The 23,262-nt window shown below is 69.6% G+C and carries 20 protein-coding genes; 6 read left to right on the top strand and 14 right to left on the bottom strand.

Annotated features, from left to right (window positions below; translation table 11 throughout):
* Positions 1-53 precede the first annotated feature (53 nt).
* Positions 54-599: a hypothetical protein gene (locus A5789_RS00755; RefSeq protein WP_063016918.1), complete on the bottom strand. Its 546-nt coding sequence runs from the start codon at positions 597-599 to the stop codon at positions 54-56.
* 284 nt (positions 600-883) lie between these two features.
* Here A5789_RS00755 and A5789_RS00750 point away from each other — a divergent pair, with 284 nt between their 5' ends.
* Together A5789_RS00750 and A5789_RS00745 are read left to right on the top strand one after the other, a co-directional pair.
* Entirely contained in the window at positions 884-1,135 is a 252-nt protein-coding gene (locus A5789_RS00750) for a hypothetical protein (RefSeq protein ID WP_146098635.1), read from the top strand.
* A gap of 62 nt (positions 1,136-1,197) precedes the next feature.
* On the top strand, positions 1,198-2,022 hold the full coding sequence (locus tag A5789_RS00745) for a GNAT family N-acetyltransferase (protein ID WP_064901714.1): 825 nt from the start codon (positions 1,198-1,200) through the stop codon (positions 2,020-2,022).
* Between the two features lie 6 nt (positions 2,023-2,028).
* Here the strand turns inward: A5789_RS00745 and A5789_RS00740 are convergent, their stop codons facing one another.
* Both A5789_RS00740 and A5789_RS00735 read right to left on the bottom strand, forming a co-directional pair.
* On the bottom strand, positions 2,029-2,463 hold the full coding sequence (locus A5789_RS00740; RefSeq protein ID WP_064901713.1) for an SgcJ/EcaC family oxidoreductase: 435 nt from the start codon (positions 2,461-2,463) through the stop codon (positions 2,029-2,031).
* 64 nt (positions 2,464-2,527) lie between these two features.
* Complete coding sequence (locus A5789_RS00735; protein WP_064901712.1) at positions 2,528-4,096, bottom strand: FAD-dependent monooxygenase; 1,569 nt, start codon at positions 4,094-4,096, stop codon at positions 2,528-2,530.
* Positions 4,097-4,144: 48 nt separating this feature from the next.
* Here A5789_RS00735 and A5789_RS00730 point away from each other — a divergent pair, with 48 nt between their 5' ends.
* On the top strand, positions 4,145-4,894 hold the full coding sequence (locus A5789_RS00730) for a TetR/AcrR family transcriptional regulator (RefSeq protein ID WP_227462690.1): 750 nt from the start codon (positions 4,145-4,147) through the stop codon (positions 4,892-4,894).
* Between the two features lie 12 nt (positions 4,895-4,906).
* Here A5789_RS00730 and A5789_RS00725 read toward each other — a convergent pair whose 3' ends face one another.
* From A5789_RS00725 to A5789_RS00705, 5 genes are all read right to left on the bottom strand, one after another.
* Positions 4,907-5,848 (bottom strand): hydroxymethylglutaryl-CoA lyase, encoded by a 942-nt coding sequence (locus tag A5789_RS00725; protein WP_064901711.1) that lies wholly within the window; start codon positions 5,846-5,848, stop codon positions 4,907-4,909.
* Positions 5,848-6,063 carry a hypothetical protein gene (locus tag A5789_RS00720; RefSeq protein WP_064901710.1) on the bottom strand — a complete coding sequence of 72 codons (216 nt, stop codon included), beginning with the start codon at positions 6,061-6,063 and terminating at the stop codon, positions 5,848-5,850. Before A5789_RS00720 ends, A5789_RS00725 begins: the two co-directional genes overlap by 1 nt.
* Positions 6,063-7,271 carry a CaiB/BaiF CoA-transferase family protein gene (locus A5789_RS00715; protein WP_064901709.1) on the bottom strand — a complete coding sequence of 403 codons (1,209 nt, stop codon included), beginning with the start codon at positions 7,269-7,271 and terminating at the stop codon, positions 6,063-6,065. The genes A5789_RS00720 and A5789_RS00715 overlap by 1 nt, the downstream gene beginning before the upstream one ends.
* A 33-nt stretch (positions 7,272-7,304) precedes the next feature.
* Positions 7,305-8,234, bottom strand: a complete 930-nt coding sequence (locus A5789_RS00710) for a TauD/TfdA family dioxygenase (RefSeq protein WP_063016904.1) — start codon at positions 8,232-8,234, stop codon at positions 7,305-7,307.
* A gap of 121 nt (positions 8,235-8,355) precedes the next feature.
* Positions 8,356-9,126 carry a deoxyribonuclease IV gene (locus A5789_RS00705; protein WP_063016902.1) on the bottom strand — a complete coding sequence of 257 codons (771 nt, stop codon included), beginning with the start codon at positions 9,124-9,126 and terminating at the stop codon, positions 8,356-8,358.
* Between the two features lie 151 nt (positions 9,127-9,277).
* Here A5789_RS00705 and A5789_RS00700 point away from each other — a divergent pair, with 151 nt between their 5' ends.
* On the top strand, positions 9,278-10,519 hold the full coding sequence (locus A5789_RS00700) for a serine/threonine-protein kinase (RefSeq protein WP_082940374.1): 1,242 nt from the start codon (positions 9,278-9,280) through the stop codon (positions 10,517-10,519).
* On the opposite strand, the gene A5789_RS00695 is transcribed toward A5789_RS00700, so the two are convergent.
* A complete protein-coding gene (locus A5789_RS00695; RefSeq protein WP_064901708.1) occupies positions 10,455-11,213 on the bottom strand; it encodes a phosphatase PAP2 family protein in 759 nt (252 codons plus the stop codon). The two genes, A5789_RS00700 and A5789_RS00695, sit on opposite strands and share 65 nt — an antisense overlap.
* Before the next feature lie 127 nt (positions 11,214-11,340).
* Between A5789_RS00695 and A5789_RS00690 the strand changes: the two genes are divergently transcribed.
* On the top strand, positions 11,341-12,105 hold the full coding sequence (locus A5789_RS00690; RefSeq protein WP_064901707.1) for an ABC transporter ATP-binding protein: 765 nt from the start codon (positions 11,341-11,343) through the stop codon (positions 12,103-12,105).
* A gap of 4 nt (positions 12,106-12,109) precedes the next feature.
* Positions 12,110-14,629 (top strand): ABC transporter permease, encoded by a 2,520-nt coding sequence (locus tag A5789_RS00685; RefSeq protein WP_064901706.1) that lies wholly within the window; start codon positions 12,110-12,112, stop codon positions 14,627-14,629.
* A 55-nt stretch (positions 14,630-14,684) separates the two neighbouring features.
* Here the strand turns inward: A5789_RS00685 and A5789_RS00680 are convergent, their stop codons facing one another.
* The 5 genes from A5789_RS00680 to A5789_RS00660 form a co-directional block, all read right to left on the bottom strand.
* Complete coding sequence (locus tag A5789_RS00680) at positions 14,685-15,227, bottom strand: hypothetical protein (protein WP_063016952.1); 543 nt, start codon at positions 15,225-15,227, stop codon at positions 14,685-14,687.
* 246 nt (positions 15,228-15,473) lie between these two features.
* Complete coding sequence (locus A5789_RS00675; protein WP_064901705.1) at positions 15,474-16,643, bottom strand: VWA domain-containing protein; 1,170 nt, start codon at positions 16,641-16,643, stop codon at positions 15,474-15,476.
* A gap of 22 nt (positions 16,644-16,665) precedes the next feature.
* The gene (locus tag A5789_RS00670; RefSeq protein WP_082940382.1) at positions 16,666-19,056 is read right to left on the bottom strand and encodes a DUF5682 family protein; all 2,391 of its coding nucleotides are present in this window, start codon (positions 19,054-19,056) and stop codon (positions 16,666-16,668) included.
* Positions 19,035-20,138 (bottom strand): AAA family ATPase, encoded by a 1,104-nt coding sequence (locus A5789_RS00665; protein WP_063016893.1) that lies wholly within the window; start codon positions 20,136-20,138, stop codon positions 19,035-19,037. Before A5789_RS00665 ends, A5789_RS00670 begins: the two co-directional genes overlap by 22 nt.
* Positions 20,135-23,110: an SWIM zinc finger family protein gene (locus A5789_RS00660; protein WP_082940372.1), complete on the bottom strand. Its 2,976-nt coding sequence runs from the start codon at positions 23,108-23,110 to the stop codon at positions 20,135-20,137. Before A5789_RS00660 ends, A5789_RS00665 begins: the two co-directional genes overlap by 4 nt.
* Positions 23,111-23,262 lie beyond the last annotated feature (152 nt).

Below are 23,262 nucleotides of genomic sequence, written 5' to 3'. Positions count from 1 at the left end.
AGGGTGGCGGTCGTCGCGAATCCGCGCGGCCGCCACCCTTTTCGCTGTGCGGATCAGTTGCCGGCGTCCTCGGTGGTCGGCGCGAGATAGGGATCGGCCGTCGGTGCGGATTCCTCGACCGTGCGCGGTGTGTGATGGGGCCGCGTGGTCGTCGTGGTGTCGGAATCGGCGGACGGTTCGCCGGCGGACGGTTCCGTGGTCGGAGGGGGAGTCTGCGTAGTCGTGGTGGTGGTCGGCACTGGCGGTGCGAACGCGGTGTAGCTCGGATCGGCCTCGGTCGTGGTGCTGGTCGCCGTGGCGGAGGTGGTGCGCCGGGCCGGGGTATTCGCCGCGACACGCCAGGAGGGAGAGGGCGGAATGATCACCGCGGGGGCGGTGGTGGTGCCGCTGCGCGTGATGGGGGTGGTGGCCACCTGCAGATCCGCGGCGAGCGGCGGCGGGGCGACATAGACGTCCTTGTGACCGATTCCGCAGGCTCCGATCAACACCAAACCCAGCGATACCGCACCGGCGGCCATTGCGGGACCCGCGACCTTCATGTTCAGGCGGCCCGGGGTCTCCTCATCGGCGCGATCCCCCGTGCTCGCCCTGTCGTCCATGGATGTGGTGCTCCCTCAAACTGTTTCCGAGTGGACTCACAGTAACCGAGAGCCGCACCCGGGGCCAGGCATGCCGGTCGGTCCGCAAAATACCGGACGGTAACGTGAAAAGCCAATACTTCACATAACGAAGTAGTTACGTTCAGCGTGTCGCGGGCACGTGTCGCGTGGAGATTCGGTGTCGGGCACGTACCGTGTGAGCGAAGTTACATGTGAGACGCGTGTTATTTACCGGGTGAAACGGACGTTTCGACAGTCTCGGTGGGCGTCATCGAGGAGTAGTGATGGGAGCTTATTCGACATCCCCCACGCGCGCGGTGTCGCAGGGTGATTCGGCTGCCGCCGAATCCGGGCGCAGCGCCTGGTCGATCACATCCCGCATCGCGGCCTGGTTGATCTTCCTCGGCGGATTGGTCGGCGCGGTGCTCGGCATCGCGGGTCTTCGTGTCGAAATCACCGTTGCCGGACTGATTCTGGCCTGCACGGCCGGTCTGGTCCTGCTGAAACTCCGCGCCGACGGGCAACAATCGGCCTGAGGATCCCCGCCGTCGCGGAAAATCGGTGGGCCGGCTGATCCGACGGGCCTACCGTTGGCGGCATGAGGATCGAGCTGACCACGGACCCGTTCGAACTCCGTGCCCGCGCAGGCGACTGCCTGGCGCGAGACCCGCTGCGGCACACGGTCATTGCCACGATGCTCCGCAACTGCGCCGCCGGGGCGATAACGGTCGATCCGGTCTTCGCCATGGTCTGCGAGGGCGACACGGTGCTGGGGGTCGCCATGAATACGCCCGGGTACGGCGCGTACCTGGGTGACATTCCCGCCACGGCGGCGACGGGGCTGGCCGCGGCCCTGTTCGATCGCGACCCCGCCGTCGCGGCCGTCGAGGGAGATCCGCACTCCGCGTCGGAATTCGCCGTGCACTGGCAACGCCTGTCCGGCATCGCGTTTCGGCCGCAGTGGACGACGCGACTGTATCGCCTCGGGGAGTTGCGCATCCCTGCTGTTCCGGGACGTGTCCGCCGCGCCGGCGAATTCGATACCGATGTGTGTGTGCGCCTGGCCGAACGCATGCGCCGCGAGGAGGATATCGGCCCGGATCCGCGTGCCGTGCCCGATCGGATCGCCGCGGGGCAGTGGTGGCTGTGGGAGGACGAGGGTGCGGCGGTCTCCGTGGTCGCGCATCAGCGGCGCGCATACGGCTGGACCCGGATCGGGCCGGTCTACACCCCTCCCGAATTCCGCCGCCGCGGGTACGCTGCCGCCGCCACCGCGCAGGTGTCGAAAGTGCTGCGCGACAGCGGCTCCCAGGTATGTCTGTTCGCCGATCTCGCCAATCCGACCTCCAACAAGATCTATCAGGAGATCGGCTACCTCCCGGTCGGCGATTTCCCGAGGTTCGTCTTCGGCGCTTCCGGGTGACGGCGGCTACGCCGTGCGTCCCAGTGCCGATTTCTCCGGCTGGAACGGGGTGTTCTGGGCGGCCGCGAGCCACCATCGCCCGTCCCGTTCCACCAGCACGTACATGGCCGTCTCGGAGAAGCCGTCGGGATCGACTGCCTGCCTGCGGATCTGGGCCACCACCACGCCCGGCGCCGGCGTGGTCGCGGCGACCACCTCGAAGGTCGAGGGCGGCGCCACCTGTCCGGCCATCAGGCGGTGGTGAATCGGATTGAGCTGGTCGTAACCGACGACGGTGGCGCCGAACGGGCTGCCCCACAGCACATCCGCGGCGAAGGAGTGGTCGTAGAGATCGGCGTCGCCGGTCTCGCCCGCGCGCTGCAATTCCGCGGCGAAATGCGCGGACACCCGCTGTGCCGTGGTGCGCGCGGCGGGGTCGTCGAGAGTCGGGCGCTGTGTCATGGCTGTCTCCTGTGTCGTGTTCGCTTCGGTTACAGCCAACCTAGAAGCTGAAGTTAACTTCAGGTCAAGCGTCCGTGTGGATGGCGCTCGCGCGGCCGCCGCGCTCGGGTTCGTGATCGGTGCGGTCCATGATTCGGGCCCAGGCCGACCGGAAGGCCGCGGCGGGATCGGCCGGTGCGACCGGAACCCGCCACGCGATCACCTGGTCCGGGCGGACCAGCAGCGCGCCCGTCGGCGTCAATCCGGTGGTGGCGCACCACGACCGGTCCATGCGGACGATCTCGACAGGCTGCGCGTCGAACTCCCGGTCCGGCGCCTCCGGACCGACCAGCAGCGTGAACGCCGTGCCGATCAGATCGAGCGTGGAGCGGCCGTCGGCGAGGTAGCGGTGGGGCAGCCGGGTACCGGGCTGCCCGGTCAGATCCAGATGGTCCATGGTGTGCGTGCTGCCGTCGTCGACGAACGCGCCGGCGGGATATCGAGTGCCGAGGATCAGGGCGATCGGGGCGGCGAGCGGCGTGCCGTCGGTGGATTCGCGAGTCATGGTGCGCAGGTCGGCGGTTCGGATGCTCGATTGATCGGCGATGTACCGGCCGACGGGGCGGCGCTCGAGGTCGTAACTGTCGAGCAGGTGTGCCGGCGCCGCGCCGCGCAGGACCAACGCCAGTTTCCAGGCCAGGTTGTGGCCGTCCTGGATGCCGGTGTTGGCGCCCGCGGCCGCGTACGGCGGCATCACATGCGCCGCGTCGCCGGCCAGGAACACCCGGCCCGATCGGAATGTATCGGCGATGAACATTCCCGGCTCCCACGGCAATACGCTCAACACCTCCACATCGATATCGGGGACCCCGATGGCCTCTCGCAGCAGTGCGGGCCACCGGCCGGCGGGGTGGTCGACCTCCGCCGAACTGGTGAAGATCCATCGGTGTGCGCCGTCCACCGAGGCGAAAGCGCCGGGGACGCGGTCGTTCTCGATCTGGCAGAGGTTGAATTCGCGGCCCCGCACCCACTCCGTCAGATCCGCGCGGAAGTACACGTTCACGGCGCGGCCGAGGGTGCCGCGGCCGTGGCGGCCGATCTTCAGTCGCTCGCGGATCGGACTGTGCGCACCGTCCGCCGCGACGAGGTACGACGCTCGCAGGGTGTCGACGCGATCCGGAGCCGTGCGCAGGGTCGCGGTGAGACCCGCGGCGTCCTCGGTGACGTCGACGCATTCGACACCGAAGCGGATATCGCAACCGCGTGCCTCGGCCAGTTCGCGCAGAGTGGGCTCCAGCAGATCCTGTGCGCACAGACACGCCGCGGCGGGTGTGATCGCGTCCCAGTCCGGCAGCCCGCCGGGGAAGGTGAACGGTAACCGTTCGGCGCGGGCCATTGTCGGCCCCGCCGCCATCGCCTGATGTGCCGAGAGTCCACGGGCGGCGTCTTCGACGGCCGCGGCGATGCCGATCCGGCGGAACAGCTCCATCGTCCGGATATTGATCCGGCGTGCCTTCGGCTGGGCCGAGGTGGTGGCCCGGCGCTCGACCAGCACGGACGGTACGCCCTGATGGCGCAGGAACAAGGCCGCGGTCAGGCCGGTCAATCCGCCGCCGACGATGAGGACCGGATCAGAGTGTACGTCGTACATCATGTGTACGTTGTACACCGGTGGTTGAATTCCGGCAAGGAGGTGTGCACGGTGACCGAGGAAGTGCCGGGACCGCTCATCTGGTCCCTGCCGGAACCGCCCGGCCGGCCGACGACGAATCTGAGCCGGGCCGAGATTCTGCGCGCGGGAATGGCGATCGCCGATGCCGAGGGCGCGCGGGCGCTGACGATGCGCCGGGTGGCCCAGGCGGTGGGCGCGTCCACGCCGATGTCGCTGTATCGGTACGTGGGCAGCAAGGATGGGCTGGTCGATCTGATGATCGACGCCGTCTACGGCGAGGTGCCGCTCGCCGACGCTCCGGCTCCGGCGGCGCATTCGGACTGGCGAGGCGCGTTGGAACGCCTCGCGCTGGATACCTGGATTGTCATCCAGCGCCACCTCTGGTTCGGCGAACTCGTCCACACCCGCCCCCCGCTGGGGCCGAATGCGCTGCGCTACTTCGATTTCCGTTTCGCGATGCTCGAACCGCTCGGTCTGTCCGCCGACGACCTCTCACTGCTGACCGGTGCGGTGGACGGCCATCTGTTCGGCGCCGCCCTGCAGGTGGCCGAGGAGCGGCGCATGCGGACCCGCGTCGGACTCGCCACCGACCAGCAGCTCGCCGAGGCGGCGAAGCCCCTGGTGGAACCCCTGCTCGCGGACAGTCGCTATCCCGCCTTCACGCGCTGGTTCCACGGCCGCACCGGCGCCGGTCCCGCCGACCCCGTGGCGTGGACACTCGGGTGCCTGCTCGACGGCATCACCGCGCGTATGGGCCTGGACTATCGGGCCGGCCGATAAGGCCCGGCACGCCTAATCCGGGCGCGGCACAACCCATTCGAAGGCACGAGCCTCCGAGCGAGCGCCTTCGGCGGTGCGGGAGCGGTTGGGCTCGCCCAGGTCGGTCAGCAGACGTTCGGTGAGGCCCACCATGGTCGCCAGCGCGGCGGGGGTGAACCAGTCCGGGCGGGTGGCGAACAGAATGTCCTCGCTGGCGGTGTTGCCGCTCGCGCCCGGCGCGAAGGGGCAGCCGCCCAGACCGCCCAGGGAACCGTCCACCGCAGCGGCGCCGGCGGCCAGGGCCGCCAGCGAGTTGGCGACGCCCATACCCCAGGTGTCGTGGCCGTGGAAGAGGATGCGGCGCTGCGGAGTTCCCGTTCGCACGGCGGCGATCAGGGCATGCACCTGCGCCGGATAGGCCTGGCCGAGCGTATCGGCGATCACGATATCGGCGGCGCCGTCGGTGCGGGGATCGGCGGCGATCGCGAGGACTCGCTCGGGATCCACCGGCCCGTCGAACGGACAGGTGAAAGACGTTGCCAGACAGAGTTGAATGGACCCGCCGACCTCCTCGGTCAGCCGGATCGCCTCGGGCATCGCGGCCACGCTGTCCTCGGCCGTGCGGCCGATATTGGCCTTGTTGTGCGCATCCGATACCGACAGGCAGTACTGGAAGTTCCGCACGCCCGCCTCGGCGGCACGCGCGACCTGCCGCGGCGTGGCCACCCACACCCAGCAGCGTTGCAGCTCTTCGGGAGTCAGCGCGGCCACGACCTCCGTGCTGTTGGCCATCGGCGGCACCAGATCCGGGCGTGCCATCGAACCGATCTCGAGTTCCGGCACGCCCAGCGCGAGCAGGGTGCGGGCGATCTCCACCTTGTGTTCGGTCGGCAGCACCTTGCCGGTCAGCTGAAGTCCGTCCCGCAGGGTCACATCCCGCAACGTGCCCGCAGTGGTGGAAGGAAAGTCGCTCATCACGCCTCCTGTGTCTTGCGGGACACCCGCACCCGGTCGGCGAGATGAGCCGCTGCGCGATTGTCGCTCATCACGCCTGCGGTGTTCATGCGGGACATCCGCGCCCGGTCGGCGAGATGAGCCGCTGCGCCATTGTCGCTCATCACGCCTGCGGTGTTCATGCGGGACACCCGCACCCGGTCGGCGGGACGAGCCGCTGCGCGATTGTCGCTCATCACGCCTCCAGGCCGTCGATATCGGCGTCCGACATTCCCAGCAGTTCCGAGAGGACCTCTCGGGTGTGTTCGCCCAGATCGGGGCCCACCGTGCGGATCGGCAGCGAACGTTCGCCGATCACCGGGACGATGCCGGTGAAGGCGACCTGTTTCGGTTCGGCGGCGCCGACGTCGACCGGGAAATGCTGAATCATGTTGCGCGCCCGGTACTGTTCGTCGGCGACGATATCGGCCGCAGTGTAGATCGGGCCGCACGGGATGGCCGCCTGCTCGAGGATCGCCAGCGCCTCGTCGCGGGTGTGGCGCACACTCCATTCGCCGATCGCGGCGTCGAGGCGGTCGCGGTGGCGCCAGCGGCCGGCGTTGTCCTGCAATTCCGGATCCTCGGCGAGATCGGGGCGCTCGATCACCTGCATATAGCGCCGGAAGATCGCGTCGCCGTTTCCGCCGATGATGATGCTGGTGCCGTCGGCGCACGGGTAGGCGTTACTCGGCGCGATCCCTTCCATCCGACCGCCGACGCGCTGGCGGTTGATGCCGTAGGCCTCGTAGTCGGGAACCAGCGACTCCATCACGGAGAGAATCGACTCGTTCAGTGCGACGTCGATGATGCGCTGCGGCAACGGGATTCGCTCCTCGGCACCCTTGCGCTGGAACAGTGCCAGCACCGTGCCGAAGGCGGCGTAGATCCCCGCGATGGAATCCCCGATCGAGACGCCCACCCGCACCGGCGGTCGATCCGGGTCGCCGACCAGTTCGCGCAGCCCGCCGATCGCCTCGGCGACCGCGGCGAAACCCGGCCGCTGGGAGAGCGGTCCGGTCTGCCCGTAGGCGGAGATGCGGGTGATGACCAGGTCGGGATTCGCCTCGTCGAGCACCTCCGGCCCCAGCCCCCACTTCTCCAGCATGCCGGGCCGGAAATTCTCCAGCAGCACATCGCAGTGCCGGATGAGATCCAGCACGATCGCCCGTCCCGCCTCGGTGCGCAGATCGAGGGTGATCGACTTCTTGTTGCGGTTCACCGTGCGATACAACATCGAGGTGTCGCCGCCGTAGAGGCGCCAATTGCGCAGCTCGTCACCGGTTTTCGGGCGCTCGACCTTGATCACCTCGGCGCCGAAGTCGCCGAGAATGCGCCCCGCGGTCGGCGCCGCGATGTAGTTGCCCAGTTCCAGTACCCGAACGCCGGCCAGCGGTCGAATCTCCATGTACCGATTCAACCACCGGCCGGCGCCGGCGGATCAGGCCGCCTCGGCCAGATCCTCGATGATCGAGTAGTGGTCGGCGTTACCGGCGATGCTGAGGCTGGTCCGGCCGTCCACGCCGACCGGAATATCTCCGGCCAGCGTGATGCGGGTCAGCTTGCGGTGCTCGGCGCCGTCGTAGTCGTCGATCGCATAATGCTGAGTGGCACGGTTGTCCCAGATCGCCACGTCGCCGAGCGACCAGTTCCATCGGGTGGTGTGCTCGAGCCGGGTCACGCGATCCTGCAGCAGGCGGAACAGAGCGTGTGACTCGTTGCTGGACAGACCGACGAACTGCTTGACGAAATGTCCGAGCAGCAGCGCACGCTCACCGGTCTCGGGGTGTACCCGGACTACCGGATGCTCGGTCTCGTAGTAGGTCGACTGGAATTCCTCCCGGTAGGCCTGCGCGTTCGGGTCCGGCTGCTCCTCGTGGCTCGCCGCGTAGTCGTACTTGTTGGTGTGCACGGCGCGCAGCTCCTCGGCCAGGCGCTTCAGCGGCTCCGGCAGCGAGGCGTAGGCGGCTACGGTCGAGGCCCACGTGGTCGAGCCGCCGTAGCTGGGCAGGGTGACCGCGCGCAGAATCGAGGCCTTCGGGATCCGGTCGACGAAGGTGACGTCGCTGTGCCAGCTGTTGGCTCGGCCGTGGTGGGAATCGATCGCCAGGCTCTTCACGCCTTTGGAGGTGACCGTCGGGTGCGGCGTGGTCGGACTGCCGAGCAGCTGAGCGAATTCGTGCTGACCGTCTTCGGTGAGATGGTGCTGATCCCGGAAGAAGATCACCTTGTGCTCGTTGAGGGCCGCGCGGATGGCCGCGACCGTCTCCGGAGCCAGATCCCCGCCGAGCCGGACGCCGTCGATCCGGGCGCCGATGTGGGTTCCGAGTTTCACCACGGACACGGACTCTGCTGCGTGATCGCTTGACATGGAGGGCCTTTCGCTCGGAACGTGCTGTGTTCCGAGCACACCATCGGGGCCCGCGCGCGACCAGGTTTACGGTCAGCGCGATCACAAAGGCGGCGCCGGCGCTGCGCCCGGCCGACCTTGCTCAGCCGAGGTGTTCGCGCAGGTAGGCGAGGTCCTCGGCGACGCCCTCGGCCGGTGTTTCCAGCACCACGGGTGCGTCGGCGGTCCGGCACACCTCGGCGAGCAATTGCGGATCGATGGTGCCGTCGGCGAAGTTGGCGTGCCGGTCGGCGCCGGAGTTGAAGTCGTCGCGCGAGGAGTTCAGATGCACCAGATCGATGCGGCCGGTGATCGCGCGGATCCGATCGACCACGCCGACCAACTCCTCACCACCCGCCCAGGCGTGGCAGGTGTCGAGGCAGAAGCCCGCGCCGAAGTCGCCGACCGCATCCCACAGCCGGGCGATCGAATCGAAATGACGTGCCATGGCGTGATTACCGCCGGCGGTGTTCTCGATGAGGATCGGCACCGCGAACCCGCCTTTGTCCTGCTGGCGCTCGAACAGCTTGCGCCAGTTGACGATTCCGGCCTCGATCTCGGCATCCGAACGCACGTGCCCGCCGTGCACGACCAGGCCGAACGCGCCCAGATCGGCGGCGGCCTGCGCCTGCTGCGCGACCGCGTTGCGCGAGGGCATGCGCAACCTGTTGTTCGTACTGGCCACGTTGATCTGATAGGAGGAATGCACCACCACGTCGATGGGGCTGGATTTGATCTCCTCCGTGCGCGGATGCGGCTGCGGTTTGTCCCAGCCCTGCGGATCCACGACGAACATCTGGATGACGTCGGCACCCAATCGCTCGCCGAAGCCGATCGGATCACTGTCTTGACGGACGTGTGCTCCAATACGCATGGCAGAGAGCGTATCGGTAGGCACCGACAGCCCGCAGCGACAGGCGGTGACCCGTTGTTCACGCGGGCCGGCGGCCCCGTCGATCGAGAATGCCGGTTCCGGTGGACTGCTATGGTTTCGGGGATTCCGGCACGGGAAGTGGGAGCGGGGCATGCTGGCCAACGGTGATGTGTTCGCGGGCTACGTCATCGAACGACTGTTGGGCCGCGGCGGTATGGGGCAGGTCTATCTGGCCAAACACCCGCGGTTGCCGCGGATGACCGCGCTGAAGTTGCTCAACCGCGAGATGGTCGCCGATCCGGAGATCCGGGCCCGCTTCGAGCGCGAGGCCGATCTGGTCGCCCAACTCGATCATCCCAAGGTCGTCACGGTCTACGATCGCGGCCTCGAGGACGGTCAGCTCTGGATCTCGATGCAGTACATCGACGGTATCGACGCCGCGAGTGTGGACCCGAAGAAGCTGCCACCCGAGCGGGCCGTGCAGATCATCGCCGAGGTGGCCGAGGCGCTGGACTACGCGCACGGCAACGGGGTCATGCACCGGGATGTGAAGCCCGGCAACATGTTGCTGGCCCGTTCCACCGGAGGCAAGGGCGAGCGGGTGTATCTCACCGACTTCGGCATCGCCCGCCTGCGCGACGACGGCGGTCACCTCACCCAGACCGGAACCTTCACCGCGACCCTGGCCTATGCCTCACCCGAACAGCTCACCGGCGCGCCGCTGGACGGCAGTTCGGACCAGTACTCGCTGGCGTGCAGCCTGTTCTGGCTGTTCACCGGCCGGGGACCGTTCAACGCGCCGAATCCGGCGGCGGTGATCCGCGGCCACCTGCAGGGGCCGCCGCCCGCGCTGAGCAGTGTGCGACCCGGCCTGCCCGCGAGCCTGGACGCGGTCCTGCTGAAGGCGATGCAGAAGCGTGCGGGCGACCGATTCGGCAGCTGTGCGGAGTTCGCCGCCGCCGCCCGCCAGGCGTTGTCCCCGGCCAGTGCGCCGCGGATGCCGACGGTCGGGCGCCCCTACACCGGTCCGCCGATGCCGACGACGGGCCGGCCGGGCACCGGGCCGGGACAGCCGGTCGTGCATCGGCCGGCGACCGGTCCGTCGATGCCGCACGCGGCCCGGCCCCAACCGATGCCGCACCACGGGCCCGTGCCGCAGCCGTATCCCGCCACCGCCGCGCGTCCGGCGAATCAGCCGCAGCCGTACGGAGCCTCCGGGCAGTACAACCAGTACAACCAGCCGTACGGACAGCGGCCGTCGGCGCCGATGCAGCCGATGCGACCCGTCCCGGCGCAGAACACATCGAATACCGGGCTCATCATCGGCATCATCGTCGGCGCGGTGGTGCTGCTGCTTGTGGTTCTGGTTCTGCTGGCTGCGCTCTCGAGTTGACCCGCGCCCGCCACCACAGGTAGGGGCCGAGGCACATCGCGAGCCAGATCAGCCCGATCGACCAACCGGCCAGCACGTCGGTGGTCCAGTGCACGCCGAGATAAATCCTGGTCAGGCCGATCATCACCGCGAACAGTGCCGCGACCGCGACCGCTGCGACGCGGGCCATCCGGCCGCACGGCGAGAGCACGACCATGGCGGCCAGCACCCCGACCACCGCGGTACTCCCCAAGGTGTGACCGGACGGGAACGAGGGACTGGTCTCGGTGACCAGCTGATCGATCGCGGGCGGCCGGTGCCGCCCGATGGCCGACTTCAGCACGGCACCGATCACCGCTGTCCCGACGCCCACCGCGGCCGTGGTCAGCAGCCGCGCCCACTGCCGCCGCACGCCGAACCAGGCGCAGGCCACGATGGTCAGGGCCGTCATCGCGGCGACGCCGCCGAAATCGGTGAGTGTCCGCATCACCGGGTTCAGCCAACCGATGCGATGGTCGATCACCCAGTCGGTGACGGGTTCGTCGATGCGGGTGATGCCGCCACCGTCGATCGCGTCGTGGGTGAGTTGCGCGGCGAGGCCGAGGACCACCGCCGGCAGAAGCAATCGGGCGGCCGAAATCCAGCGCAGAAGGCCGTACTGCGCCAGCGCGATCCCACCGACGAGCATCAGCAGGACCGGGGTGAGTGCAGCCATGCGCACGAGGATAGGTGCGCGGAAGCTCGGCGCTGCGGGATCCCCGGCGGGGCCCGGGAAATGCGCCCCAGGTATTGGGGGGAAATCCTGATGGCGCCCGCACGCCGGTTTGGCCAGACTGGAGACCATGACTGCCGATGCCCTGGGCACCGAACCCGCCGCGGCGACCACGCTCGCGGCCCGCGCCACCGACCTGACGAAACTGTACGGATCCGGAGACACCCAGGTCCGCGCCCTCGACGGGGTTTCGGCCGATTTCGCCCAGCGGGAGTTCACCGCGATCATGGGCCCGTCCGGCTCCGGAAAATCGACGTTGATGCATTGCCTGGCCGGACTGGACAGCGCCACCTCCGGCACGGTGTGCATCGGCGACACCGCGCTGACCGGTCTGTCGGACAAGCAGATGACGCGCCTGCGCCGCGACCGCATCGGCTTCGTCTTCCAGGCGTTCAACCTGGTGCCGACGCTGACCGCGCTGGAGAACATCACCCTGCCGCTGGATATCGCGGGCCGCAAGCCCGATCAGGAGTGGCTGGACACCGTGATCCAACGTCTCGGTCTGGGGGACCGCCTCGACCACCGGCCGAGTGAGTTGTCGGGCGGGCAGCAGCAGCGTGTCGCGTGTGCGCGGGCGCTGGTCGGCCGGCCCGACATCATCTTCGGCGACGAGCCGACCGGCAACCTCGATTCGCGGTCCTCCGGTGAGGTGCTGTCGATTCTGCGGGCGGCGGTCGACGAATTCGGCCAGACGGTCGTGATCGTCACGCACGAACCCCATGCCGCCTCCTACGCCGACCGCGTGATCTTCCTCGCCGACGGGCGCATCGTCGACGAATTGCGGGATCCGACAGCGGAGTCGGTGCTCGACCGCATGAAATCCCTGGAGGCATAGCGCCATGGCTGGATCGCCGATGCGCAAGGTGGCCTTGCGTAATCTGGCCGCGCACAAGGTGCGGCTGGCGCTGACATTGCTCTCGGTCGTGCTCGGAACCGCCTTCGTCGCAGGCTCTTTCGTCTTCACCGACACCCTGCAGCGCACCTTCGACGGCATCTTCGCCGACCAGGCCAAGGGCGTCGACGTACGGGTGGAGCCGAAACACAGCCAGTCGCTGGGTGTTCCGAACGACCTGGTCGCCAAGGTTGCCGCGACCGACGGCGTGCGCGCGGTGGCGCCGGCGGTGCAGGGACCGATCGTTCTGCTGAAGGACGGGCATGCGGTGCAGACGGGCGGCGCGCCGAGCTGGGGCCGGTCCTATCTGCCGCCGGACAAGGCGATCGCCGACCCGGAGCATTTCGTCGACGGAGTGGCGCCGGTGACACCGGGGCAGATCGCGATCAATTCCGGTGGGGCGGACCGGGCCGGATTGCACGTGGGTGACAAGGCCAAGGTGCTGATTCCTTCCCGCGGCACCATCGATATGACCGTCAGCGGCATCTACACCGTGTCCTCGGACACCGGCGGATTCATCGGGCTGCTGTTCGACGACGCGCAGGCCCGGGAACTGTTCACCGACGGAGCGCATGTCGCCTACGTGGATGTGGCCGCGGTGCCCGGGGTGTCCCCGGATACATTGCGCGACCGGATTGCGAAGGTGGCGCCCGATTACAAGGTCATGAACGGCGATCAGGTGCGCGCCGATCTGAAGGCCCAGGTCGGCAACGCGCTGAAATTCGTCAACTACTTCCTGCTCGCCTTCGGCGCGATCGCGCTGCTGGTCGGCACCTTCATCATCTACAACACCTTCTCGATGATCGTGGCACAGCGATTGCGGGAGCTGGCGCTGTTGCGAGCGGTCGGGGCCGGGCGGCGTCAGGTCGGCTTGTCGGTGGTGGCGGAGGCCTTCGTCATCGGCCTGATCGGCAGTCTGCTCGGACTGGCCGGCGGCATCGGGCTGGCGTTCGGGCTGTCCGCGCTGCTCAACGCCTTCGACCTCGGACTGCCCACCGGAACCATGCAGGTCTTGCCGCGGACCGTGCTGACGGCGATCGGCATCGGCCTGGTGGTGACGGTGGCCAGCGCCTACGCACCCGCTCGGCGGGCGGCCAAGATTCCGCCGGTGGAGGCGATGCGCGAGGAGTTCGCCTCGGTCGGTGAATCGCTGCGCGTGCGCACGCTGATCGGTGCGGTCCTGGCGGTGATCGGTGTGGTGCTGGTGGTGCTCGGGGCCCGCAACACCGGCGGCAATGCCGCGGCCACGGTCGGAGTCGGCGCGGCCGCTTTGATTTTCGCGGTCCTGTTCGCCTCACCGGCATTGTCGCGACCGGTGGTCGGAGCGCTGAGCCTGCTGGTACGTCCGTTCGGCTCAATCGGCGCGATGGCGCGCAACAACGCGATGCGCAACCCACGCCGCACCGCCGCCACGGCGTTCGCGCTCACCTTGGGGCTGATGCTGGTCTCGGCGATCGGCATGCTCGGCGCCTCGGCGAAGGCCAGTGTCGGCGAACTCGTCGACAAGGGTGTGAACGCCGACTACGTCCTGGCCGGGCCGCAGATGATCGGTGTGCCGCTGGGCGCCGCGGAGGCGGCGCGCTCGGTCCCCGGGGTTTCCGACGTGGTGGCCTTCCGCGGGGTCGCGCTGCGGGTGGGCGACGACCAGGTCACCGGCACCTCGCCGGACGCGCCGATGGGGCAGGTCCTGCGCTACGACATCCGCCACGGCACCGACAACCTCACCGGCGACTCCCTGCTGGTGTCGGAAACCGAAGCGGGCAAACGCAATTGGCATGCGGGTGACCGCGTCGAGGTCACCAGTGTGGACAACAAGAAGTTCTCGGTGACCGTCGCCGGCATCTATGCCGACAGCCAGCTGCTCGGCCCCCTGGTGGTGGCGCCGGACCTCTACAACCAGGTGATGCCGGTGGCGTTCCGCACCGACCTGATCGTGCTGGTCAAGGCCGCGCCGGGCGCCGACGTCGCCGCGATGCGGGGCAACCTGGAGAAGGCGACCGCGTCCTACGTGGTGGTGCAGGTGCAGGACCGCGAGGAATTCAAAGGCGCACAGGGCAAACAGATCAACACCATGCTCGCCATCCTCTACGGGCTGCTGGCATTGGCGGTGGTGATCGCGATTCTCGGCATCGTGAATACGCTCGCCCTCTCGGTCGTCGAGCGGCGGCGCGAGATCGGCATGCTCCGTGCGGTCGGCATGCAGCGCCCACAGGTCCGGCGCACGATCTATCTCGAATCCATGCTGATCGCGGTCTTCGGTGCCGTGGTCGGGGTGGTCCTCGGGCTGGGACTCGGCGTCGGATTCCTGCGCACGCTGTCGGATCTGGGGTTGAGCACGATCACCGTGCCGTGGGGCCAGATCGTGGGCATGTTGATCGGCTCGGCCGTGGTCGGTGTGCTGGCGGCGCTGTGGCCGGCCGTGCGCGCCGCGCGCACACCACCGCTGGCGGCGATCGCCGATCTGTGACGGTGAGGGTACGGCCGCTGAGCGCCTGCGCTCAGCGGCCGTACCCGGATCACGCTCAGACGCAGTACTGGCAGACGCCGCCGGCAGGCAGCTGGATGAAGCACTGCGAGCAGACCGCCGGCCGCGGCTCGGAAGTCTTCTCCTCCTGTGCCATCACGGTTCTGGTCGCGCTGCGACCGCGACGGCGCGCGTCCACCTTCGGCGTTAGCGGCGGAACGCCGACCTCGGCGGGCATCTCCGCGCCGTAGTGCTGATAGCACTGCCAGCGGGCGTAGGCCGCATGCAGTTCGAGATCGTCGGGAATCGGCAGACCGGCGAGTTCGAGCACGTACTTGTAATCGTCGCCGACGGTGTGGTTCTGGCGTACGCACAGCGCGGTCAGCGGCGGCTCACCGGCGCCGTGGCAGCGCCGCGCGACCTTCCGCAGAATCGCGGCCATCCAGGTGCGTGTCGGCGCCTCGGTATGCACCCCGGACACGTCCTGAATCCGTTCGGCCAACTCGTTCACAGTGATGAAATGCCCGTATCCGGTCGCGGTTTCGGCCAGTTCGGCATGTGCGGCCAATGCCCAGGCCACCGCCGCCTCGCGAAATGACACCGCAGTGCCGTCACCTACCCGCCATGCTCCTGCCGTCGTGGCCACGGAATTCTTCAACACCGGTCCAAGTTATCGCGTCGATTTCCGCGCCGGCGCGCGGCCCGCCGAACTGCGCGGCCCGTACGGAGGAAATCGGCCGTACCCCGCCGAGAACAGCAGGTAGTCGCCGCGCGACTGTGCTGCCGGTGAGAGTTGCGGTCCGGCAAGACCTTTCGGTGGCGCCGGACACGGGCGCCGGTCGGGTGATCATCGGCGGCTCGCGTTGGATCGGGCCCAGGTCGCCACGTCGCCGCGGTCGAGGGCCACTGACAGCAGGTCGGGAAAGCGGTCGGGAGTGCACGCGAAGGCGGGCACTCCGAGCGCGGCGAGCGCGGCGGCGTTGTCGTGGTCGTAGGCCGGGGCGCCCTCGTCGGAGAGCGCGAGCAGTACCAGGACCTGGACGCCCGCCTCCTTCATCGCCGAGATCCGCCGCAACATCTCGTCGCGAATTCCACCCTCGTACAGGTCGGAGATCAGGACGAACAGCGTGTCGGCCGGACGGGTGACGAGTTGCCCGCAGTAGGCGATGGCCCGGTTGATATCGGTTCCGCCGCCGAGCTGTGTGCCGAACAGCACATCCACCGGATCCGACAGTTGCTCGGTGAGATCCACCACGGCCGTGTCGAAGACCACCAGTGAGGTCTTCAGCGAGCGCATGGAGGCGAGTACCGCACCGAAGACGGAGGCATAGACGACGCTGGCCGCCATGGACCCCGATTGGTCGATCGCGAGCACCACCTCCCGCCGAACAGCCTGCGCCTTGCGCCCGTATCCGACCAGTTGCTGCGGCACCACCGTGCGGTGTTCGGGCAGATAGTGGGCGAGGTTGCGGCGAATCGTCCGATCCCAGTCGATATCGCGCAGCCGTGGCCGCGACACCCGCGCCGCGCGGTTCAGCGCACCGGACACCGCGGCCACGGTGCGCGCGGCGAGCCGGCGTTCGATGTCGCGCACCACCTTCTCGACCACGACTCGTGCTGTGGCGCGGGTGGTTTCGGGCATCATGCGGTTCAGGCTGAGCAGGGTGCCGACGAGCTGGACGTCGGGTTCGACCGCCTCGAGCAGTTCGGGCTCGAGCAGCAGTTGCGTGAGTTGCAGCCGGTCGATGGCGTCGCGTTGCATGACCTCGACCACCGTCGACGGAAAGTAGGTGCGGATATCGCCCAGCCAGCGGGCGACCTTCGGCGCCGAACCACCCAGGCCGGCGGCGCGCTTGTCCGACGGCGCGTGCTCGTCGCCGTTGTAGAGCGCCGACAGCGCCCGGTCCATCGCCGCGTCCTCGGCGGTACCGAGCCCGCCCAGCCCCGCCTCGGCGGGAGCGCCGAGGACCAGTCGCCAGCGCCGGGCCTGCACCTCATCCGATTCGATATGGGTCATCGTCGGCTCCTCTCGGCTCGAATCATCGTGCGCCCGCCAGAATTTCGGTCGCCGCGTGCAGGGCCAGCACGCCGCGGGCGGCGTCCGGCCCGGAGTGGTCGCGCTGCGGCGCGGCCGCGGGCGTGCCCTCCCGGACGGCTCGGGCGATGGCCTGTCGTTCTCCCGCCTCGAAAGCGCCGAAGGTGCGCCGCAGCAGCGGCAGGGTCGCGACGAATTGCTCCTCGTCCAGCTCGCGCAGCCAGGAGTCGATGCGCCGCAACAGGTCTCGGTCGTGGACGAGCAGCAGGCCACGCCCGCCCAGGAAGCCGTCGATCCACGCCGCCTTCTCGGCCGGGCTGTGGCCGATCGACAGGGCCGCCGACAGCCGACGCGCGGCCTCGGCGTCGGCGATGATTTCCGCATCGCAGAGCAATCGAACCGCCCGGCCCACCAGCGCCCCGTGCACATCGTCGCGGTCGGCCACCAGGCCCAGTGCCGCCAGCCAGGACCGGGTGGCGTCCGCATCGTCACGGGTCGCGATGGCGACGTGGGTGGCGTCGATCAGGCCGCGCAGTTCGGTGGCGGCATCGGTGTCGAGACCGGTGACGGCGCCGGGCAACCCGGCGCAGATGCGCAGGAGCAGGCCGTCGGCGACTCGCGCCAGCGCGCCGAGGTCGGTGCTGCGGACGTCGCCGTAGCGCAGGGTGCGGATCAGTCCGGGCAGTGCGGCCAGCAGGTGCGTGACGTCGTGATCCAGCGCGGCCACCGCCTCCAGGCGAGCGACCAGCCCGTCCACCGCGCCGCCGAGGTCGGCCAGGAGCGCGGTCTCCAGGGCCGCGCTGATATCGGCGACCGTGGCGTCGGAGGCGCCGGCGCGGTCGAGGATCTTCGCCTCGGCCGCGGTGCGGATGGTTGTGCCCCAGCGCGATGCCTCGATGACCGCGACCGACAGGCCCGGTTCCCACCGCAGCGCCCACGATTCGCGGAAGGTGCCGGTATTGCGGACCTCGCCGGTGACGGGTGTGCCCCAGTCGATTCCGAGCAGTCGCAGCCGATGTAGCAGATGTGACCTGGCCACATCGCGGTCCTTGCGCAGATCGAGGTCCAACTGCTGGGCCAGAGCCTGCTGTTTGAGCCGCAGGGTGCGCGCCTGCGCGCGCAGGTCGGCATCCAGCGGGACGGTCGGCGTGCTCTCGGGCACCGAACCGAGCGCCTCGCCGACCACCAGTTCGTCGCTGACGAACCGCAGCATCGACTCGTCGCCGTCGCAGAGCACCGACCGCGTGGCATCGGTGACCTCGGACAACCCCGGCGCGGGACGACCACGCAGCGCGGCCAGAGTGTCGGCCAGTCGCACCGACTCGATGATGTGCGCACTGGAAACCGGCAGGTCACGGGCGCGCAGCGCGCCGGCCACCCGGGTGAACCAGCGGGCGATCGGGTCGTCGATCCGCGTGAACAGGTGGTGGTACCAGCCGGGCGAGGTGATGCCCGCGCCGTATCCGGACGAGCCGGCCAGCCGCGAGTGGGTCCACGGCACCCAGGTGAGCGTGGCCTTCACCTTCGGCAGACCCTTGAGCAGGCGGGAATCGGCCGCCGCCGGACCGAGTTTGCCCGCCAGCGCCGGGGCGTGCCACGCCCCGCAGACCACCGCGATCCGGCGCGCACCGCTTTTGAGCGTCCGGCGGATGACCTGCCGCATATACGCTTCGCGCTGCAAGGTGCGCAGGTCGATGCCACCGGGCAGGAGCTCCGTGGGCGCGGATGAATCCTGCTGTGGCGCAGTATCTTTCGTGTCGAAGGCATGTGTGGCGTGCCGATCGAGGTCGGACGGTGGCGGCGGGTCGGCTCCGGGATCCGTCTCCGACGCCGCCCGGGCAGGACCGTCTCCGGCCGCGGCGCGCAGTGCGCCCATGGCCTCGGTGATGGCCTCGAAGATGTCGGTGCCGTCCCCGGTGGGATTCGACGACGATTCGATGACGGCGTCCCACCACCGCTCCGGGTCGTCGTATCCGCCCGCGGCGGCCAGCGCGGCCAGGGGATCACCGCTGTCACCCGGCTCGGTGTCGAGGGCGAGGGTGTGGGTGGCCGGAAGATCGCAGAAGCTCACGGGGACAGCGTGTTCGGACGCGTACCGCAGCGCCTGCCATTCCGGGGAGAACACCGCGAACGGCCAGAAGGCGGCTCGCGAAGGTTCGTTCGGAGCGTAGGCCAGCAATGCCACCGGCGGTTCCATACCGTCGGCGGCGACGTAGGCGACCAGCGGGTCGGCATCGGCCGGGCCTTCGATGAGGATCGCATCCGGGCGGAAACGTTCCAGCGCCCAGGACAGCGAGCGCGCCGACCCGGGACCGTGGTGGCGGATGCCGAAGATCCGGGTCTGCGGCTCGTCGAGCGCGACGGCGTCGCCGCTCACCCGTGCACCTCGCGGCAGGCGCGGTAGAAATCGGACCAGTCGGGGCGTTCGCGGACGACGGCCTCGAGGTACTCGGTCCACACCACGGCATCGGCGACCGGGTCCTTGATCACCGCACCGAGGACCGCACCGGCGACATCGCTCGCGCGCAACACCCCGTCACCGAAGTGCGCCGCGAGCGCGATGCCGTTGGTGAGCACCGAAATCGCCTCTGCCGTCGACAACGTGCCCGAGGGCGACTTCAACTTGGTCCGGCCGTCCTCGGTGATGCCGGAACGCAGTTCGCGGAACACCCGCACCACCCGCCGCACTTCCTCGGCCGCAGCCGGAATCGGCGGCAATTGCAGTGCGGCGCCGAGCTGTTCGACTCGGCGGGTCACGATCGCGACCTCGTCGTCCTCGCCCGCGGGCAGCGGCAGCACCACGGTGTTGAACCGGCGGCGCAGCGCGGAGGAGAGTTCGTTGACGCCGCGGTCGCGGTCGTTGGCGGTGGCGATGACGTTGAAGCCCTTGGCCGCCTGCACCTCGATACCGAGTTCGGGCACCGGCAGCGTCTTCTCCGACAGCACCGTGATCAGGGCGTCCTGCACGTCGGAGGGAATGCGGGTGAGCTCCTCGACGCGGGCGATCGCACCGGTGCGCATCGCGGTCATGACCGGTGAGGGCACCAGTGCGCCGGTGCTCGGCCCTTCCGCGAGCAGGCGCGCATAGTTCCAGCCGTACCGGATCGCCTCCTCGGCGGTTCCGGACGTTCCCTGCACCAGCAGGGTGGAGGCGCCGCTGATGGCGGCCGAAAGATGTTCGGACACCCAGGTTTTCGCGGTGCCCGGTACGCCGAGCAGCAGCAGTGCCCGATCGGTCGCCAGCGTCGCGACCGCCACCTCCATCAGGCGGCGCGGCCCGACGTATTTCGGGGTGATCACGGTGCCGTCGGGCAGGGTGTCGCCCAACAGGTAGGTGACCACCGCCCAGGGCGACAGCCGCCACGACGGCGGCCGCGGACGGTCGTCGACCTCGGCGAGGACTCGGAGTTCGTCGGCGTAGGCCTGTTCGGCATGGGGACGCAGCAGGTCGGCGGGTGGGTTCTGGGTGGTGGTCATGCCAGCTCCTCGAGCATCAGGGTGCGTTGGGTCAGATCGTCGGCGAGGCGGTCGAAGGCGCTCTGCCAGTAGGGGTCCGTACAGCGGCGGGCGGCGACGGTCACCGCCGCGACCGCGCGGACCGGGAAGTTGATCGCGGCACTGCGCAGCAGCGTGCGATAGGAGGCGGGGGACAGCCCGGCCGCGCCGGGACGGGCGGCGGCCAGATGGGCGCGATCGAGCAGCAGCCGGACCAGGTGTTCGGCCAGCGGCTGCGGCCACGGCCGCGGAAGCGCCGAGACGAGCAGTTCGAGTTCGGCCAGCCAACTGCTGTCCAGGCCGCACAGGTACCGCACCCGCCGCTCGATCGGCAGCAGCGCGAACAACCGCTGTCGCAGCCGCGGATCCGCACCCAGGGTGGGCGTGGTGGTCAGCACCTCGAACAGCGGAATCGCCCAGCGGGAATCGCCCTGTGCCAGAGTCGCTTCCGCCCATCCCGCGGCGACCGGCCCGAGGATGTCGTCGGGCAGCCCCAGCGCCGTGGCGGCCTCCGCGGATCCGCACAGCTGCTCCCAATGTCGCAGCGGGGTGGCGGCGATCAGGCGGCGCAGCCGTTCGGCATCCACGTCCGCCCCGCCGTCGCGGCGGTAGGCCACCGGGTCGAGCCGGTCGGCGAGTCCGTCGCGGCGAGCCGCGTCGTCGAGGTCGTGCGGCAGATGCGCCTCGAGCCGGCCGGACCGGACGGTCAGCCACCGGCCGGCGCGCTCGCGCATCCGTTCCGCGAAGGCCGAATCAGGCAGGTGGGCAAGGAGATCGGCGGCCGTGCGGCGAACGTCGGGCCGCGCGTCGTCGAGCGCCGATTCGAGCAGTGGCTCGTCCTCGGGCCCGACTCCTGCGGCCAGCACCGCCAGCAGTTCGGCCCGGCCGCGCGCCGGCTCCCGGCTCCAGGTTTCGGCGAGGGCCTGCCGGGCGGCCGCGGCGTCGCGGGCGCGCAGGGCTTCCAGCCAACTTCGGCGTTCGGCAGGCCGGCCGTGCGTCCACACCTGGGGATCGTCGTCACCGGTCCGCAGCAGCGGTCGCCAGCGTGGATGCAGCGCCGCCAGCCACCGCCCCCGAGCGCCCGCCAGGCGCATCAGCGGAACCCGCAGGGCGGCTTGGCTTCTTGCTGCCTCGAGGAGTGTGGCGCAGAGTGCGTCGGGTGCCCGCCGGTCGCCGGGCAGCGCGGCCTCGAACCATTCGGCGAGCATCGGTGAGCCGTCGGCCAGCAGGTGGTGCAGCCGCTGTGCCGCTGCCCGCAGCAATGGGGCGCGATCGTCGTCGGCGGCAGGGACCGGCAACTCGGCTCGGGCCGGTGGCACCCCGCCGCGGTGATACAGCTCCTGGAGCGCCACAGCCCCCAGCACGGCATGTTCCGGAGTGTCGGCGCGCGCGGCCGAAGTCACCGCCTCGGCCAGTCCGCCGGGATCGAGGGTGCGGCGGGCGGTACCCAGCAGCGCAACCGGCACGATCGGCTCCGACGAGGCCGGGACGGCGGTGCCGGGGGCCGGTACCCCCAGAAGTGATTCGGTCTCGACCCCGACGAGTTCGCCGGCCACCAGAGCGGAGACCGGGACCAATCCGGCCGCGGTCCATTCACCGATCACCGTCAGCGGATGACCGCCCGACAGTCCGATCAACTGCCACGGCACCTCGGCGGTCGCGGCGATGGGCACCGCCGTGCCGTCGGGCTCGGCGAGATACCAGCCGGCGGTTCCCGGGCTCGGCACCACGTCCGCCAGCAGCATCGGCCACCCACGCAACCACGGATCGGCGCCCAGTGCCCGCGCGTGAGCGTCGAGCTGTCCGGCGATGGACGCGGACTCCGAGACGATGGTGGTGAACGGTTCCGGCTCGCCGTGGCGCACGCCCCACACCGCGCGCAGCGGCATCGCCCCCGAGTAGTAGTGCAGGTCCGCCTCGACCATGGTGCCGGGAATCGGCAGCTCGCCCGCGAAACTCGCACTGCCGAAGCTGTGGTCGAGGATATGTGCCCAGCGTTGGGTGTCCCGGCCGAGCAGCAGAGTGCGGCGGGTGAAGACCCGTTCCTCCTCGGTGATCCGCACCCCGAGCACCATCCACCGGTCACGGATCGCGGGCTCGCCGCCGCGGACCGCCTCGGCCTTGGCCGGATAGCCGATATGGGCGCGTACCCCGGCAGCCAGCGCCGGCGGCAGGTCGTCGAGCCGCCGGTGTGCGCCGATCAGCAGATGCAACCGGGCGTATTCGCTGAGCAGAATCGCCGGCCACTGTTCGACGCCCAGGGTGCGGCGCGGCAGTTGCCGCAATGCTGCCGCCACCCCCGGCGCCTGCGAATCCACCATCCGGGCGGCCACCGCCTCCAGGGCCGCCGCGGAATGGTCGGCCTGGGCCAGGCCGGTGCGGATCTGGTCGCCGAGCCAGACGTCGAGATCGTCGAGTCCGGTGGTCACTCGCGCCCGCCGCTGGTCGAGCGTCGACTGTTTGGTGCCGCGCGTGGCCGGCTCGGCCGGTTTCGCGGCCCGTGCGGCCCGGCCCGCCAACCACTCGGCCGCGAAGTCGGCGGGTGCGTCGGACGCCGCGACCGTGCCCTGCGACCAGAGCAGTAACAGCGACAGCGCATGTTTGCAGGGAAATTTCCGGCTGGGGCACGAGCAGCGATAGGCGGGCCCCGACAGGTCGACGATCGTCTGATACGGCGTGGCGCCACTGCCCTTGCACTGCCCCCACAGCGAGCTGCCGTGGACGCCGGTGCCCAGCCATGCGGCGGTGAGCTTGCGGGCGGCGCTCACCGATGCGGCGTCGGGCGCCAGGGCCAGCACATTGTCGGCGGTGACGGCGTAGGTCGCGGCCGGAGAGGTCGTCACGTGTTCCCCCGTTCGTTCGGTACCCACGGATTTGTACCCGAGCCCACCGACAACATCGCGCGCCCGGCCGTCGACGCCGCCGTCCGGCCGGCCGTCACCGGGTTCGCTCATCGATTGCGAGACGAATTGCCGTGGCGCGGAATGTGATTGCAGGATCAAGCGCTGTTGTGAATGATCGTGATCTCTGGCATTCTGATCTGTTCGGTTGAACCGAGCCACCCGTCAGGGGTGTAACCCGTGGAACTGCCCGGCCGGGACGGCCG

Origin of the sequence: Nocardia sp. 852002-51101_SCH5132738, assembly GCF_001665695.1 — a bacterium.
In the GTDB taxonomy this organism is placed as follows: domain Bacteria; phylum Actinomycetota; class Actinomycetes; order Mycobacteriales; family Mycobacteriaceae; genus Nocardia; species Nocardia nova.
Note: the sequence above shows the minus strand (reverse complement) of the source record. Positions and strands in the feature narration are given on the sequence as shown.

Coding starts and splice junctions, on each gene's coding strand:
- A5789_RS00755 (WP_063016918.1), bottom strand. CDS start 599: ATGGACGACAGGGCGAGCACGGGGGATCGCGCCGATGAGGAGACCCCG.
- A5789_RS00725 (WP_064901711.1), bottom strand. CDS start 5,848: ATGAGCGACTTTCCTTCCACCACTGCGGGCACGTTGCGGGATGTGACC.
- A5789_RS00690 (WP_064901707.1), top strand. CDS start 11,341: ATGACTGCCGATGCCCTGGGCACCGAACCCGCCGCGGCGACCACGCTC.
- A5789_RS00660 (WP_082940372.1), bottom strand. CDS start 23,110: ATGAGCGAACCCGGTGACGGCCGGCCGGACGGCGGCGTCGACGGCCGG.
- A5789_RS00685 (WP_064901706.1), top strand. CDS start 12,110: ATGGCTGGATCGCCGATGCGCAAGGTGGCCTTGCGTAATCTGGCCGCG.
- A5789_RS00675 (WP_064901705.1), bottom strand. CDS start 16,643: ATGACCCATATCGAATCGGATGAGGTGCAGGCCCGGCGCTGGCGACTG.
- A5789_RS00735 (WP_064901712.1), bottom strand. CDS start 4,096: ATGATGTACGACGTACACTCTGATCCGGTCCTCATCGTCGGCGGCGGA.
- A5789_RS00750 (WP_146098635.1), top strand. CDS start 884: ATGGGAGCTTATTCGACATCCCCCACGCGCGCGGTGTCGCAGGGTGAT.
- A5789_RS00740 (WP_064901713.1), bottom strand. CDS start 2,463: ATGACACAGCGCCCGACTCTCGACGACCCCGCCGCGCGCACCACGGCA.
- A5789_RS00710 (WP_063016904.1), bottom strand. CDS start 8,234: ATGTCAAGCGATCACGCAGCAGAGTCCGTGTCCGTGGTGAAACTCGGA.
- A5789_RS00715 (WP_064901709.1), bottom strand. CDS start 7,271: ATGGAGATTCGACCGCTGGCCGGCGTTCGGGTACTGGAACTGGGCAAC.
- A5789_RS00700 (WP_082940374.1), top strand. CDS start 9,278: ATGCTGGCCAACGGTGATGTGTTCGCGGGCTACGTCATCGAACGACTG.
- A5789_RS00720 (WP_064901710.1), bottom strand. CDS start 6,063: ATGAGCGACAATCGCGCAGCGGCTCGTCCCGCCGACCGGGTGCGGGTG.
- A5789_RS00665 (WP_063016893.1), bottom strand. CDS start 20,138: ATGACCACCACCCAGAACCCACCCGCCGACCTGCTGCGTCCCCATGCC.
- A5789_RS00695 (WP_064901708.1), bottom strand. CDS start 11,213: ATGGCTGCACTCACCCCGGTCCTGCTGATGCTCGTCGGTGGGATCGCG.
- A5789_RS00705 (WP_063016902.1), bottom strand. CDS start 9,126: ATGCGTATTGGAGCACACGTCCGTCAAGACAGTGATCCGATCGGCTTC.
- A5789_RS00745 (WP_064901714.1), top strand. CDS start 1,198: ATGAGGATCGAGCTGACCACGGACCCGTTCGAACTCCGTGCCCGCGCA.